The sequence below is a fragment of the Pseudoalteromonas sp. 1_2015MBL_MicDiv genome (genome assembly GCF_002407505.1).
GTDB classification, from domain to species: Bacteria; Pseudomonadota; Gammaproteobacteria; order Enterobacterales; family Alteromonadaceae; genus Pseudoalteromonas; species Pseudoalteromonas fuliginea.
The window spans coordinates 2,345,651-2,360,600 of the sequence record NZ_CP012737.1; the positions used below are offsets into that span (position 1 = coordinate 2,345,651).

General features: G+C 40.0%; 15 protein-coding genes. 1 reads left to right on the forward strand and 14 read right to left on the reverse strand.

Annotated elements, in window-relative coordinates:
* Positions 1-60: 60 nt before the first annotated feature.
* The 3 genes from prpC to AOR04_RS10560 all read right to left on the reverse strand — a co-directional run bounded on the left by prpC (position 61) and on the right by AOR04_RS10560 (position 2,945).
* Positions 61-1,185 carry a bifunctional 2-methylcitrate synthase/citrate synthase gene (gene prpC / locus AOR04_RS10550; protein WP_096793320.1) on the reverse strand — a complete coding sequence of 375 codons (1,125 nt, stop codon included), beginning with the start codon at positions 1,183-1,185 and terminating at the stop codon, positions 61-63.
* A 49-nt stretch (positions 1,186-1,234) separates the two neighbouring features.
* The gene (gene prpB / locus AOR04_RS10555) at positions 1,235-2,113 is read right to left on the reverse strand and encodes a methylisocitrate lyase (RefSeq protein ID WP_002962361.1); all 879 of its coding nucleotides are present in this window, start codon (positions 2,111-2,113) and stop codon (positions 1,235-1,237) included.
* A 148-nt stretch (positions 2,114-2,261) separates the two neighbouring features.
* Positions 2,262-2,945 (reverse strand): GntR family transcriptional regulator, encoded by a 684-nt coding sequence (locus AOR04_RS10560; RefSeq protein ID WP_096793321.1) that lies wholly within the window; start codon positions 2,943-2,945, stop codon positions 2,262-2,264.
* 265 nt (positions 2,946-3,210) lie between these two features.
* Here AOR04_RS10560 and rsmF point away from each other — a divergent pair, with 265 nt between their 5' ends.
* Entirely contained in the window at positions 3,211-4,662 is a 1,452-nt protein-coding gene (gene rsmF, locus AOR04_RS10565) for a 16S rRNA (cytosine(1407)-C(5))-methyltransferase RsmF (protein WP_096793322.1), read from the forward strand.
* Between the two features lie 220 nt (positions 4,663-4,882).
* Here rsmF and AOR04_RS10570 read toward each other — a convergent pair whose 3' ends face one another.
* From AOR04_RS10570 to fabD, 11 genes are all read right to left on the reverse strand, one after another.
* Complete coding sequence (locus tag AOR04_RS10570; RefSeq protein ID WP_096793323.1) at positions 4,883-6,742, reverse strand: alkaline phosphatase D family protein; 1,860 nt, start codon at positions 6,740-6,742, stop codon at positions 4,883-4,885.
* Positions 6,743-6,746: 4 nt separating this feature from the next.
* Positions 6,747-7,526 carry a TatD family hydrolase gene (locus AOR04_RS10575; protein ID WP_096793324.1) on the reverse strand — a complete coding sequence of 260 codons (780 nt, stop codon included), beginning with the start codon at positions 7,524-7,526 and terminating at the stop codon, positions 6,747-6,749.
* 18 nt (positions 7,527-7,544) lie between these two features.
* On the reverse strand, positions 7,545-7,871 hold the full coding sequence (locus AOR04_RS10580) for a PilZ domain-containing protein (protein WP_007375260.1): 327 nt from the start codon (positions 7,869-7,871) through the stop codon (positions 7,545-7,547).
* Between the two features lie 12 nt (positions 7,872-7,883).
* On the reverse strand, positions 7,884-8,798 hold the full coding sequence (locus AOR04_RS10585) for a DNA polymerase III subunit (protein WP_007375261.1): 915 nt from the start codon (positions 8,796-8,798) through the stop codon (positions 7,884-7,886).
* Between the two features lies 1 nt (position 8,799).
* A complete protein-coding gene (tmk, locus tag AOR04_RS10590) occupies positions 8,800-9,426 on the reverse strand; it encodes a dTMP kinase (RefSeq protein ID WP_008135397.1) in 627 nt (208 codons plus the stop codon).
* Between the two features lie 6 nt (positions 9,427-9,432).
* Positions 9,433-10,419 carry an endolytic transglycosylase MltG gene (gene mltG / locus AOR04_RS10595; protein ID WP_096793325.1) on the reverse strand — a complete coding sequence of 329 codons (987 nt, stop codon included), beginning with the start codon at positions 10,417-10,419 and terminating at the stop codon, positions 9,433-9,435.
* Positions 10,413-11,228 carry an aminodeoxychorismate lyase gene (gene pabC / locus AOR04_RS10600; protein WP_096793326.1) on the reverse strand — a complete coding sequence of 272 codons (816 nt, stop codon included), beginning with the start codon at positions 11,226-11,228 and terminating at the stop codon, positions 10,413-10,415. The genes mltG and pabC overlap by 7 nt, the downstream gene beginning before the upstream one ends.
* 59 nt (positions 11,229-11,287) lie before the next feature.
* A complete protein-coding gene (gene fabF / locus AOR04_RS10605) occupies positions 11,288-12,526 on the reverse strand; it encodes a beta-ketoacyl-ACP synthase II (RefSeq protein ID WP_096793327.1) in 1,239 nt (412 codons plus the stop codon).
* Between the two features lie 216 nt (positions 12,527-12,742).
* A complete protein-coding gene (gene acpP / locus AOR04_RS10610) occupies positions 12,743-12,979 on the reverse strand; it encodes an acyl carrier protein (protein WP_002962377.1) in 237 nt (78 codons plus the stop codon).
* 250 nt (positions 12,980-13,229) lie between these two features.
* On the reverse strand, positions 13,230-13,976 hold the full coding sequence (gene fabG / locus AOR04_RS10615; protein ID WP_096793328.1) for a 3-oxoacyl-ACP reductase FabG: 747 nt from the start codon (positions 13,974-13,976) through the stop codon (positions 13,230-13,232).
* A gap of 11 nt (positions 13,977-13,987) precedes the next feature.
* Entirely contained in the window at positions 13,988-14,914 is a 927-nt protein-coding gene (gene fabD / locus AOR04_RS10620) for an ACP S-malonyltransferase (protein ID WP_096793329.1), read from the reverse strand.
* Between the last annotated feature and the right edge of the window lie 36 nt (positions 14,915-14,950).

Below are 14,950 nucleotides of genomic sequence, written 5' to 3' on the forward strand. Positions count from 1 at the left end.
AAACTGCTCGCTAGTGGCTATGTGCAATAAAAAGTGAGCACATGCGTGCTCACCCATTTTTTAACGTGACTCTATTGGTGTGTAACTACGAGCATCAGGGCCTGTGTAATCGGCACTTGGGCGGATAATACGGTTGTTAGCGCGTTGCTCTTTTACATGCGCAGTCCAACCAGTAACACGGCTCATTACAAATATTGGCGTAAATAATTTAGTTGGAATATCCATAAAATGATAAGCAGACGCATGGAAAAAATCAGCATTACAAAACAGCTTCTTCTCGCGCCACATAATCTCTTCACAACGAACTGACACAGGGTAAAGCACGGTATCGCCTACCTCTGCTGCTAGTTTTTCAGACCATTTTTTAATAATTATATTACGTGGATCAGATTCGCGATAAATAGCATGACCAAAGCCCATTATTTTGTCTTTACGTTCAAGCATGCCCATGACTTCTTGTTCAGCATGCTCAGCACTTGTAAAGCCTTGAATCATATCCATAGCCGCTTCGTTAGCACCACCATGAAGTGGACCACGCAGCGTACCAATCGCGCCAGTTACACAAGAATGAATATCAGATAAAGTTGAAGCACATACACGTCCCGTAAAGGTAGAGGCGTTAAATTCATGCTCTGCGTATAAAATTAGTGATACGTTCATCACTTGCGCAAATAACTCGCTGGGTGCTTTGTCGTGTAACAGTGTTAAAAAGTGTGCGCCAACAGAGTCGTCATCTGTTTGTGTTTCAATGCGTACGCCATCGTGTGTAAAGCGGTACCAGTAACAAATAATACTTGGGAACACAGCAACCATACGGTCGATTGCATCATTAGCTTGGCTAAAATCGTTTTCCATTTCAAGGTTACCCAACATTGAGCAACCCGTGCGCATTACATCCATTGGGTGCGCGTCTTTAGGAATATTTTCAAGCACGGTTTTAAGTGCATCTGGTAAGCCGCGTAAACTTTTTAGTTTTGCTTTATATTCTGCCAATTCGCTAGTTGTAGGTAACTCACCGCGTGAAAGTAAAAAAGACACTTCTTCAAACTGCGCTTTTTCGGCAAGTTCGCTAATATCGTAACCACAATACGTTAAACCAGAACCACTTTGTCCAACAGTACACAATGCTGTTTGACCAGCCACTTGTCCGCGTAAACCCGCGCCGCCTAATGCTTTATCTACCATGTTCTTCTCCTATCTTAAATTTGTGTGTGATTTTATTTTTTAATAATTATTATTTGTCAGATTTTGATGAAAAAAGTGTGTCGAGTGTGTTCTCGTACGTGTGGTAATCTAAAAAGTCGTAAAGTTCAGAGCGCGTTTGCATATTTTCAATTTGGCTTTGTTGCGAGCCTTCATTTAAAATTGCTGAATACACGTTTAATGCTGCTTTGTTCATGGCTCTAAATGCACTTAGTGGGTAAAGCACCATTTCAACACCTACATCGCTTAACTGCTCTTTTGTGTAAATAGGTGTTTGGCCAAACTCAGTAATGTTTGCCAAAATTGGAACGTTGATCGCTTTTGCAAATGCTTGGTAATCAGCAAGGTCGTGTACGGCTTCTGCAAAAATAGCGTCAGCACCGGCTTCAACACAGGCAGCTGCACGGTCAATAGCGGCATTTAAACCTTCTTTTTGAAACGCATCGGTACGGGCCATAATGTAAAAATCGCTGTCGGTTTTTGCATCAACCGCCGCTTTAATACGGTCAACCATCTCACCTTGGCTTACAATTTCTTTATTTGGGCGATGCCCGCAACGCTTTTGCGCTACTTGGTCTTCAATATGAAAACCCGCCGCACCGGCTTTAGTCATTTCTTTTACTGTGCGTGCAATGTTAAACGCCCCACCCCAACCGGTATCGGCATCAACAAGTAGCGGCAAGTCGCTAGCACCCGTAATACGGCGAATATCTTCAAGCACGTTATCAAGACTTGTCATACCCAAATCTGGCATACCAAACGAGGCGTTTGCAACACCGGCACCTGAAAGATAAATAGCTTGGTGACCCATTTTTTCTGCCATCATCGCGGTGTAGGCGTTAATAGTACCTACCACTTGTAACGGGCGGTTATTGGCAATAGCGTGTTTAAATTTTAACCCTGCTGACATTACTTTCTCCTCACTTTGAACGGTTGCTACGTGGAGTAACTTATAGTTTTAATCTGTAATTATGACTGTTTAACTGCTCTACTTAACTTTTAACTTTTAACTTTTAGCTTTTAGCTTTTAGCTTTTAGCTTTTAGCAGCTTATGCTTTTTACTTAGCTAATAAGTCGAATTTGGTTTGAATATTTGCTTGCGACGCACTGATATGGCGCTTCATGAGCATTTCGGCCAGCTCGCCATCGTGGTTTTCAATGGCGTTAATAATCGCTAAATGCTCATCAAACGCTTTTGATACACGCGGCCCCACCATGCCCATTTGCACACGGTACATGCGTATTAATTGATAGAGCTCATTACACAGTAAATGAATTAAATGCGCGTTTTTACTGCCTTGAATAATACGGTAATGAAAGTCTAAATCGCCGGCTTCTTGATAGTAAGATTCGCCCTCTTTAACACGCTGTGTTTGTAGGTGCTGATTAAGTAATTGCTTTAAGCCTTTTACTTCTTCGGGTTCCATATTGTCGGCAGCAAGCCTGCATGCTAAACCTTCAAGCGAGCTGCGAACTTGATAAACTTCAATCAAACGCTCAGCGGTAAGGGCAACTACTCGGCAACCTACGTTAGCTTTACGTTCAACAAGGTAGCAACTTTCTAAGCGATTTAACGCTTCTCTAAGCGTTGCACGGCTTACACCATAACGCTTTGCAAGTTCAGGTTCTGATATTTTACTGCCTTGAACTATGCTGCCTTCAACAATCTCACGGCGCATATCTACAAATACTTGATCTGATGCGGTAGTTATAGGCGCTTCGTTTAAAAATGTGTGTGTCATAAGTTATTTTTTAGATTGTCGACAATTAATGTGATTACTATGGGCTTATTAAAAAATCATGTCAACCCTTAAACCTATCAAAACGACTAAAAAACACACCCATTGTCGACACTATTAATTTAAAGTCGTATAAAATCACTTTTAAGATAGAGAGAAACAACAAAGTGTCGACACTACAGTCAAACTGATGTTACGTTTTTTAGCGCTGAAAATACCTAATATAAATGCTATTATCGCGCTTTATTTTTATAGTATGAGCTAACGCGTGAACGCCAACACTTTTATTCCTGAGCACTTTATTGATGACGTAAAAACCTATTTACCAGCGCATCTAAACTTAGATGACTTTTTAAATGCGTGTCGCAGGCCGCTCAGAAAATCTATCCGCGTTAATACATTAAAAATTAGCATTGAAGAATTTGTAAAACGTGCCACTGAAAAAAATTGGCTGCTAACCCCAATCCCATGGTGCAGTGAAGGCTTTTGGTTAGAGCGTCCAAGCGATGAAGAACAAAACCTGGCCCTAGGTAATACCGACTTGCATTTAAGCGGTGCTATGTATGTACAAGAAGCAAGTTCAATGCTGCCGCCTATTGCCTTAAAACAAAGTATTAAACTCGCTAATTCGCAAAATAACACCGTGCTTGATATGGCATCAGCACCGGGTTCTAAAACATCACAACTTGCAGCACTTATGGATAACCAAGGCGTGCTTGTTGCAAATGAGCTTTCGTCATCTCGTTTAAAGGTACTTAGCGCCACCTTAAAACGCATGGGGGTTGGTAACTGTGCGCTCTCGCACTTTGATGGCGTTATATTTGGCAACTACATGTTTGAATGCTTTGATAGCATATTGCTAGACGCGCCATGCTCTGGCGAAGGTACTGTGCGTAAAGACGCCGACGCACTAAAAAATTGGTCAATAGAATCAAACATACAAATAGCCCAAGTACAAAAAGACTTAATTAAAAGCGCATTTTACGCATTAAAGCCAGGTGGCACGTTAGTGTATTCAACCTGTACACTTACTCCGCTCGAAAACCAGCAAGTATGCGATTATTTACTCAGTGAATTTGGCGACTATATAGAGCCACAATCCCTAAGTGATTTATTTGAAGGTGCAAGCGAAGCCACAACTAATGAGGGCTATTTACATGTATGGCCACAAACCTTCGATAGCGAAGGCTTTTTTATTGCTAAATTTAAAAAGCACGCAAGTTGCGATAACCCAAATCAAACTGTTAAAAAAGGCGCGTTTCCGTTTAACGAGTTTGATAAAAAGCAAAGTGCCGCGTTTATGCAGTCGCTTAAAAAGCACTTTGAATTAACTAATCTTCCTGGCAACTTAATGCAGCGCGACAAAGAGCTGTGGTTATTTCCACAAGGGTTTGAAGCCCTGCAAAATAAAATTAAGTACGCACGCTTAGGTATTCAAATTGGCATTATTCATAAAAATGGCGTAAGGCTAACGCACGAGTTTGCAACCGTATTTGGCAATGAGTGTAAAACTAATGTATTTGCTTTAAATAACGAGCAAGCAAATGATTGTTTTCAAGGTAAAGATATACGCTTAACTGAAGCAACTCAGACAATAGGTGAGGTGGTATTAACTCTGTGTGGGTGCCCTATTGGGCTGGGAAAATGGCAAAAAAATAAGATTAAAAACTCACTGCCGCGAGATCTCGTGCAAAATACGCAGTTAATAAGCTGGGTATAAAAAATGGATAACCATTTTAAACTGCGCATAAAAAATCTAAGCATTTGTTATTAAATATAACTAAATGCAAAATTTAGTTATGCCTTTTATCATTACTTAACTACACTTTTAAGTACTTTCTTCTTCTCCCTAAGAATCTAGAAAGTTTTTTTAGTTAACGCAAGACTCAACAGAGAGTCATTCTAAAGCCCAGAGTTTTCCTAATTACTCTGGGCATTTTTTAATTTTCAACTAAATCAAATTCGGTTAATTCCCCAGAGCCATGAATCAATTGATAGCGCGCTAAATTGCCTTGTTCGAGTGTTATTAAACTAATCGCAGAGTCACTTACTAAATACTTTTGCCCTTCGCCCTTAGTTTGGTGTTTATCTACTTCCATATGCCAACGTTTAGTAAAAAAGTTAAGTGGGCTTTTTGGTCCATATAAAATTGAATCTAGTTCATCGAGTACGTTTATTAATTTACGTGGAAATTCGTTTTTAATACCACTGGCGGTAAGTTGCCAAATTCGGTTTGGGTGATTACCAAAACGTTTTTGCACTGAAAAACAAAATGAATAGTGCACGTCTCCCGATAAAATAAGCGTTTCGTTTGGTGTATCAGTTCGCCTAAACGTATCGAGTAGTTTTTTAGCCGATCCTTCGTGTGCCATCCAGTTCTCTACATCAACCATAAGCGGTTGCCCGCAAATATTAAACATGGCTTGAATAGCTTCTATTGATTTAACACCAAATACGGGGGCTGGTGATACAATAATAACCTGATCGTGGCTTAATAGGCTTTCTTCAAGCTCTGTTAGGCGTTCCCAATCAAGTAGACCTGAAGGCTCGTTAAAATTTTGCTCATTTCGCCAACGGTGCGTACGTGTATCTAGCACCACTACTTTTGGGGTTGTAGTTAACTCGTAATGCCAAAAACTAAAATCGTTTAGTGGTTTATCAAATGCTTTAAACTGCCATAAATTATTAGCAGTACGGCTTTGCTTAAAAGGTGTTAGTAACTCGCCTGTTTTATTTAGTGCGTCGTTCCCCATTCCTTGGAAAAGCCAATAACTAATTAAGCCGTTATTAATGATTCGTTTACTACTTGGATTTTCATTTATAGCTTGCTCCCACCCAGCGGTGAGGTTCCAATCATCGGTTACATCGTGATCGTCAAACATCATTAATGTCGATACATTGGCAAACAACCGCTCTACTTCACTTAAGCCTTTTGCATAATCAATCAGTGCTGTTTTTTCAGCGTCAAAAATAGTTTTGTTTTGCTTGTTTTGACCTGAATACGTTGTATTTTGTATATCAACGCATTGCCAAGCAGCAGCACTAAAATTTAATAAATAAAGCGCTATGTATTCTTCAAAATGGATAAGGTGATTGTAGGCTTTTACACTTGAAAAGTGAGGTTCGTCTTTTTTTAGCCAGTAACCTATACCTAATTTTGAACGTTTTTGCCAAGGCGTTTTTGGTAAATACAAATGACGATTATAAAGTTGCTCTTTTATATCGTCCGGTAACTCAATGGCAAGTGGTTGCTCTTTATAAATACCGAGTTGCTTAACTAACTGATGAATAGCTAATAACATGGGGCCTGCTACGTCATCGGCGTAAACCTGGTCACCGCTCAGTAATAGCAATTGTGCGCCTTGATTATTATTACCGCGCTGATTATTTTGCCAGTGACTTGCAGACACTAAGCTATCTTTTGCTGGATGATGTGCATTACGGCACGAGCCATGCAAAATATCATTTAATTTATTAGGAATTACAAATGCAGGCGTTGTTTGACCGCTATAGCACCAAGGCGATAAATCGATTACTGTATCGTCAATTACAAGCTCATAGTTTAATAAGCTATCTAGAGGGAGTTTGTTGTCTATTGGCTTTATAATGACGAAATGCAGATACAAATGTTCCCCTAAAGAAACAGTGTGTTGATCACTATAACACTCAACATTTAATAAGTTTATTTGGCAGTTTGCAGACTTGCTGGTAGCAAACTGAATACAGACTCCAGTTTGCTCTGCACGGCGCACCATTGGCCCCATTAGTAAAATAGGAAGGTTTGCCGTGTTAGTAATCATGCATTTAGCCTTTAGCTGCTAATTTAAATAAAGAATAAAAGTTCTCGGTAGTCGCTTTAGCCAGTTCATTAAAGCTAATGCCTTTAAGTTCGCTAATGTAATAAGCAACGTCTTCTACGTATGCTGGCTGATTTGTTTGCCCACGATACGGTACCGGTGCTAAATAAGGCGAGTCGGTTTCTATTAATAAGCGATCGAGTGGGATTTTTTTTACGACTTCTTTTAGTTCTAAAGCATTTTTAAAGGTAACAATGCCGGAAATCGAAATATAAAAGCCCATGTCTATCGCTTTTTTGGCCATATCCCAGTCTTCAGTAAAACAATGCAATACGCCACCGCAATTTTCCGCTTTATGTTCACGCATTAAGTTTATGGTGTCGACACGTGCATCGCGAGTATGAATAATTAACGGCTTTTGTAATTCGTTAGCTACTTCAATATGCCCAACAAAACTGGCTTGCTGTACTGCATGTGTATCTTTTGAATAATAATAATCAAGGCCTGTTTCGCCAATAGCGACTACTTTGTTGTGCGATGCTAGGTCAATTAACTGCTGCTTGTTAAGTGCGTCTTTTTGATCAAGTGGATGTACGCCACAAGAAGCTGATACATCGTCGTAATGCTGAATTTTATCAAGCATACTCGGGAACTGATCAAGTGTTACACTTACACATAAAAAATGCTCAACCTTTTTAGCACGTGCTTTATCAAGCACTTGGTCAAGGTTTAAATCAAGTTTATCAAAATCAAGACGGTCTAAATGGCAATGCGAATCTACAATCAAAATTGGGCCTGTTTTTTACTACATGGTGTAAGTCGGATTACCGGAGTTTAACATAGTCCCCAGTAGCTTTTCGATCTTAGAATTAAGGTTTGTTTTATCATCTAAGAAAGTAATACCTATCCCTGGTGGGTTAGAGCTTTGTGCACCTTGTGGGGTGATCCACGACACTTTACCCGTCACTACATCATCTTCTAGTGCATCAGGCAAGGTAACTCTAAGTGCCAATGAGTGCCCTACTTCGTAACGCATATTAGTGGGTACAAATAAGCCACCTTTTTTTAAATAAGGCATATAACAACGATATAATTCATCTAGATCATCTATATCAACTAATAGCTCTTGCATGTTTAATCCTTTTTATGAATTACGTAATATGTGCGCTAATCGCGATACTGCAAGCGGTAAATTAAGCCCAAGGATTTTTGTGTTATTTTGCAAAAATTCACTCAGAGCCTGTTGCGCAATCTGATATGCATCAAAGCTCATGCCTTGCATTAACTGCTGCTTTAGTTGCTCACTTAAGAACAAAGTAAATATGCGAACAAGCTCAGGCTGTTTATTTATAATATCGACTAACACTTTAAAATTATGACTTTGTTTAAACTCAGTTGCAAACTTATAAAGCATATCAATACTTTGTAACTGACTTTGCTCTTGCCAATGCTTAACTTGTAATGGTTGGCTATAAAAAAGTGGCAACCAGCTATAACCTTTAATTTGCAATGACTCAAGCCATTGCTGGGCAAGTTGTGTGTTTATTACTTTTATATCTGTTTTAGCACACCGGCTTAATATCGTGGCCGGAAGCTGTGCAGCTTGGCTTGTTGTAAGTATCAAAAATCGGCTATTACTTGGCTCTTCTAGCGTTTTTAATAATGCATTTGCTGCGGCGGTTGTCATTTTTTCACAATTTTTAATAACAACTACTTTGTTACCATTTTGCGCCGCAGAGTGATTCATAAAATCACTGATCCCGCGTATATCGTCTACGCCAATACTTTGCCCATCAACCTGCGTTAAACGTTTATCAGGGTGCGTGCCTGCAAGTGTGAGTAAACAACTTTTACAGTGGCCACACGGTGCTAAAATACTATTAGCAGCTGCTGATTGCTGTACTATATTTTGGCACAATAAGGCATTAGCTAACTGATCGCTTAACTCGAATTTACCAACGCCAATGGGTCCACAAAACAACTGTGCATGATGAAAACGTTGGCCACGAAAGCTCTGCGCTAAGCGTTGCTGTGTATCGTGTAGCCAAGGCAGTGCCATATTATTTTAGCCCTTCAAAAAATGTACGTAGTACGTTAGTTATATCGCGGTGTACTTTATCGATGTCTTGGTTTGCATCAACTGTTTTAATTGAGCTGTCGTCGTTAGCAAGCTCAAGGTAACGCATGCGAGTGCGCTGAAAAAACTCAATAGCTTCTTGCTCTATTCTATCAAGTTCGCCTCGCCCTTTTGCACGTTCAAGGCCAATAACAGGGTCAATATCAAGGTAAATAGTTAAATCGGGCTTCAATCCTTTTAATACCATTGATGATAACGACGCTAGTGTATTTGAGCTAATACCTCGTCCGCCACCTTGATATGCTTGAGATGATAAATCATGGCGATCAGCCAATATCCATTGACCTTGCTCAAGCGCAGGATTAATGACGTTATGCATTAACTGCGAACGCGCCGCATACATGATCAGCAATTCGGTTTCAAAGGCAATTTCTTCTTCATGCTCTGCTTTTACAAGTGTGCGCAGTGATTCGGCTAGTGGTGTTCCGCCTGGTTCACGTACATTTATAAAGTCGATCTGTTTTTTGTTTAAAAAATCTTGGCATAACGAAATAGCTGTTGATTTACCAGCGCCTTCTAGCCCTTCTATTACTATAAATTTTGGTTTCATAAAATATTAATTCTTTTTATTTAATATATACGTTTTAACTGCCGCGTTATGCTGTTTTAACGTGGTTGAAAACTGGTGGCTACCATCGCCTTTTGATACAAAGTAAACGTATTCACTTTGCGGCGGATTAACTGCAGCTAAAATAGCGGCTTTTGATGGCATTGCTATAGGTGTTGGCGGTAAACCATTAATACGATACGTATTGTAAGGCGTATAATCGCGCAAATCTTTACGTTTAATATCACCATCAAAATCAGCGCCTAGCCCGTATATTACGGTGGGATCGGTTTGCAGGCGCATATTGGTGTTTAATCGATTAACAAACGCTGATGCAATTAACGGACGTTCGCTGGCAAGGCCTGTTTCTTTTTCAATAATTGAAGCCATTATTAGTGCTTCGTATGCTGTTTTATAGGGTAGATTAGCAGCGCGCTGCTGCCAAGCATCATCTAATGTTTGCTGCATTTTTTGTGCTGCACGTTTTAATACACCGCTTGCAGTATCGTTATTATGATAATGGTAAGTGTCGGGGAATAACCAGCCTTCTAAGTGCGTGTCATTACCCAGTATTTGAGTACTTAGTTCATCACTTTTTAAATCGTTTTGTAAATTATCGGCTTTTTTAATAGCACTTAGTACTTCACGTAAGTTTTGCCCTTCAATAATGGTAAAACTAAAACTGACTTGCTGGCCTTGATTAATTTTTTTTATATTACTGATAACACTATCGGCTGTTAGCTCGTAAAGCCCCGCTTTTAAGTCGGTGAGTGTGGGATCTAATTTGGCAATTACCTGATAGCGCCAGCAACTTTCGACCCAGGTATTAGCTTGCCATTGCTGGCATAACTTATTAAAGCCAGTGCCATGCTTAACTTCAAATTGTGTGTTTTGAGCTACCTTTAACGGGCTATTTATTGTTGCTTGTAATTGCTGGTAACCAACAGCAGTGGTTATAACAGCTAAAAAGAGTACCGATAAAATAACTTTTAACACTCAGCCTCCTTGGCTAATAATTTAGTTAATAATGCGTGGCTGTCGTCTGTATTAAATACCTGTTGTTCAATACGTTTTACGGGTACTGCTCCCATTAAGCTATTACACACAAATACGGCGTCTGCTTGGATTAGGTCTTCTACTTTCACGCGTTTAAATTCAACTGGTAATTTAGCACATAACGATTGTAGGTAAACGCCCTTTATTCCGCACTCATCAAGCAGTGGCGTAAACACACACTTATTTTTAATCGCAAAAATATTAGCTGCTGAGGCTTCAATTACATTGTTATTGTAATCAAGCACTAACACATCGTCGCAGTTTTGCGTTTGCATGGCTTTTTTAACTAGTACTTGCTCAAGCCGGTTTAATGTTTTAAGACCCGCTAAATGAGGTTGTGCAGCTAATTTAATCGGGCTTATTTCGAGATTTACACCCTTTTTAGTAAGCGCACTGTAATTACTAGGGTAATCTAATACACTCAATAAAATAGTAACATTACACTCACTTGGCAGCCCATAACCACGTCCGCCTTCGCCTCGCGTTACAAGTATTTTAAGCACGTTGAGTGATGCTGCTTTTATATGCAAAGCAATTTGATTTTCAAGGCTATTAAAATCTAGCTCAGGAAAACCCAAACGCTGTGCACATTCAATCAAACGCGCTTTATGGTGAGCCCAATACTGTACTTGCCCATCAACAACTTTAGCCGTTGTAAAAAAGCCGTCACCGTAATTTAAGCCTCTGTCACGCGTGCTTAAAGTGCTGTTTTGATCTACTGCTATTATTGTTTGCATTTTATTTGGCATATAAAAAAAGCCCAGTTAAACAACTGAGCTCTTATAATTTGGTTCGTTGTTAAAAAAGATTATACCTTTTTAAACAGCAACGAGCCATTAGTACCACCAAAACCGAACGAGTTACACAGTGCAAAGTCTAGCTTTGCATCACGTGCAGTGTGCGCAATATAATCTAAGTCACACCCTTCGTCTGGGTTATCAAGGTTAATAGTTGGCGATACTTTTTGATCCGTTAACGATAAAATCGAAACGATTGATTCAACAGAACCCGCAGCACCTAATAAGTGACCCATCATTGATTTAGACGAACCGACCATTACATCTTTAGCTGCATTACCAAAAATAGATTTAACAGCGGCAGTTTCGGCTTTATCACCAGCATGCGTTGATGTGCCGTGTGCATTAATGTAACCAATTTGCTCAGCGTTCACTTGCGCATCATTTAGTGCATTTTGCATTGCAAGGGCAGCGCCTGCACCGTCTTCTGGTGGTGATGTCATATGGTACGCGTCGCCACTCATGCCAAAGCCTACAAGCTCAGCATAAATTTTAGCACCACGTGCTTTAGCATGTTCGTACTCTTCAACTACAACAACACCTGCGCCGTCAGAAAGCACAAAACCATCGCGGTCTTTATCCCAAGGGCGAGAAGCCGCTTGTGGATCGTCATTGCGGGTTGATAGTGCACGTGCAGCATTAAAGCCACCCATACCAATTGGTGTACAGGCTTTTTCGGCGCCACCGGCAACCATTGCATCAGCATCGCCATAAGCAATCATACGCGCAGCATGGCCTATGTTGTGCAAACCTGTTGTACAAGCCGTTACAATAGAAATATTTGGGCCACGAAGCCCATGCATTATTGATAAATGACCTGAAATCATATTAATAATGGTAGATGGCACATAAAATGGCGATAACTTACGCGGACCACTATTTAATAGTTTAATGTGGTTTTCTTCGATAAGCGTTAAACCACCAATACCCGAACCTACAGCCACACCTATACGTGTTGCATTTTGCTCTGTTATCTCGAGGCCAGAATCTTCAAAAGCTTGAACACCCGCTGCAATGCCGTACTGGATAAATAAATCCATTTTTTTTGCATCTTTTGGTGACATATAAGCCGATGCATCAAAGTCATTAATTAAACCAGCGAACTTTGTACCAAATTTTGATGTATCAAAGTGGGTTATTGTTTGAATACCACTTTTACCATCTAATAAGCCTTGCCAGGTTGATTGAACATCATTACCTAGCGGCGTCAACATTCCTAAGCCAGTTACGACGACTCGACGTTTAGCCACGGTTTGCCTCCAATAAGGGATATTTTTATAAGGTGGATGATCATACCCAAGCTACCTCAAAGTGCTAGTCCCAAAATAGATTAAAAACGCATAACACTAGCAAAAATAATTTTTAGTTAAGATTGGGAGTTAAGGTTTGTTTTTGAATCACGAACTTTGAGGTGGTTTGGATATATAGATTAAGGGCAGCGAATGCTGCCCTTAATTTGCGATTAATTACTCAGCGTGAGCTGTAACGTAATCGATTGCAGTTTGAACTGTAGTGATCTTTTCAGCTTCTTCATCTGGGATCTCAGTATCAAACTCTTCTTCAAGAGCCATTACTAGTTCTACAGTATCAAGAGAATCTGCACCTAAGTCATCTACGAAAGAAGATTCATTTTTAACTTCTTCTTCTTTAACACCTAGTTGTTCAATGATGATTTTCTTTACGCGTTCTTGGATATCGCTCATTCTTCTTTCCTTTATTAAAAACGCCAATGCGTTATTTTCAGATTGCGGCGTAGTTTACGCCGCATAATTCTCTGATTCAATGATTTGGCCATAAATAATTGTCTGGTCAAACCTCTGAGTGTAAGTTTTATCTTTTATCGCTTATTTTCACAGCAATTTCAAGTATGTTTAAAGCAAGTTCACAAATAATTCAATGTTTTTGAGTTAACTAACTTAACTTAATTTTATTATTTAGCCGATATTATGACTACTAAACCATGTACATCGCACCATTTACATGCAAAGTTTCGCCTGATACATACGCAGCTGCGTCAGATGCTAAATAACACACTGCAGCAGCAATTTCGTCTGGTTGACCTAAACGCCCTGCTGGAACATTGGCAAGCGTTGCTGCTTTTTGCTCATCAGTTAAATCATCAGTCATATCAGTTTGAATAAAACCAGGTGCCACTACGTTAACTGTAATACCACGAGATGCAACTTCGCGCGCCAGTGACTTAGAAAAACCAATTACGCCTGCTTTAGCCGCTGCATAATTAGCTTGCCCTGCATTACCCATAGTGCCTACTACTGAGCCAATATTGATAATACGGCCTTTCTTTTTCTTCATCATTGGACGAAGTACCGCTTTAGATAAACGGAAAATCGAGCTTAAGTTAGTATCGATTATATCGTCCCACTCAGTCTCTTTCATACGCATTAATAGGTTGTCACGTGTGATACCTGCGTTATTAACAAGTACGTCAATATCGCCAAAATCAGCTTTTATTGCGGCAAGTGTCGCTTCAATAGATGCAGGATTCGTTACATTTAATGCATAACCTTTACCACTATCACCCAGGTACTCACTGATTTTAGCAGCGCCTGACTCGCTTGTAGCAGTGCCTGCAACTTTTGCACCTTGTGCAACTAATGTTGTTGCAATTGCTTTACCAATACCACGGCTGGCGCCAGTAATTAGGACAATTTTGCCCTCTAATGAAAATAAATTAGACATTTTATATACTCTTATTTAGCTGCATCAATTGAAGCGGCGTCGTTTACTGAGCCACAGATCATTGCTCTATCAATTCGTTTAGCAAGTCCTGTTAATACTTTACCAGGACCAAATTCGTAGCTTTGTGTTACATCTTGCGCAACCAAGGCTTGTACTGTTTCTGTCCAGCGAACTGGGCTGTATAGTTGACGTACTAGTGCGTCTTTAATTTCATCAGCGGTCGATTCAGCTTTTACATCAACATTATTAATTACATCACACTTAGGTGTATTAAATGTTAAAGCGGCTAAGTCTACCGCTAGCTTATCCGCTGCTGGCTTCATTAGTTCACAATGTGAAGGTACGCTAACCGAAAGTGGTAATGCGCGTTTAGCACCAGCATCTTTACATGCTTGTGATGCTCTATCTACTGCCGCTTTATGCCCTGCAATAACAACTTGACCAGGAGAATTGTAGTTAACTGGAGATACAACCTCACCTTGCGCTGAGGCAGAACACGCCACTTTTATTTCTTCATCGCCTAAGCCAATAATCGCAGCCATTGAACCTACGCCTGCAGGCACAGCTTCTTGCATATATAAACCACGGTTTTCAACAAGCTTAACAGCTTCACTCAAGCTTAGTACGTCGCTACACACTAGTGCTGAATATTCACCTAAGCTGTGACCGGCCATAACAACGTCGGCATCTGGGTTTGCTGCAAGCCAATCACGATAAATAGCAACACTTGCAGTTAATAATGCAGGTTGTGTACGATGAGTTTGATTTAATTTTTCTTCTGGGCCATTAAGAACTAGCTCTGCTAAGTCGTAACCCAATGCATCTGATGCTTCTGCAAATGTTGCTTTAACAATGTCAGAACTCTCTAGTAGCCCTTGTAACATACCAACGCTTTGCGAGCCTTGACCTGGGAATAGAAGTGCAATTTTTTGTGCCATACTTTGCTCTTTTTAATTAAACAAATAAATAATGAA

Coding starts and splice junctions, on each gene's coding strand:
- fabD (WP_096793329.1), bottom strand. CDS start 14,914: ATGGCACAAAAAATTGCACTTCTATTCCCAGGTCAAGGCTCGCAAAGC.
- fabG (WP_096793328.1), bottom strand. CDS start 13,976: ATGTCTAATTTATTTTCATTAGAGGGCAAAATTGTCCTAATTACTGGC.
- AOR04_RS10585 (WP_007375261.1), bottom strand. CDS start 8,798: ATGGCACTGCCTTGGCTACACGATACACAGCAACGCTTAGCGCAGAGC.
- acpP (WP_002962377.1), bottom strand. CDS start 12,979: ATGAGCGATATCCAAGAACGCGTAAAGAAAATCATCATTGAACAACTA.
- AOR04_RS10560 (WP_096793321.1), bottom strand. CDS start 2,945: ATGACACACACATTTTTAAACGAAGCGCCTATAACTACCGCATCAGAT.
- pabC (WP_096793326.1), bottom strand. CDS start 11,228: ATGCCAAATAAAATGCAAACAATAATAGCAGTAGATCAAAACAGCACT.
- prpC (WP_096793320.1), bottom strand. CDS start 1,185: ATGGTAGATAAAGCATTAGGCGGCGCGGGTTTACGCGGACAAGTGGCT.
- AOR04_RS10580 (WP_007375260.1), bottom strand. CDS start 7,871: ATGCAAGAGCTATTAGTTGATATAGATGATCTAGATGAATTATATCGT.
- prpB (WP_002962361.1), bottom strand. CDS start 2,113: ATGTCAGCAGGGTTAAAATTTAAACACGCTATTGCCAATAACCGCCCG.
- tmk (WP_008135397.1), bottom strand. CDS start 9,426: ATGAAACCAAAATTTATAGTAATAGAAGGGCTAGAAGGCGCTGGTAAA.
- AOR04_RS10570 (WP_096793323.1), bottom strand. CDS start 6,742: ATGATTACTAACACGGCAAACCTTCCTATTTTACTAATGGGGCCAATG.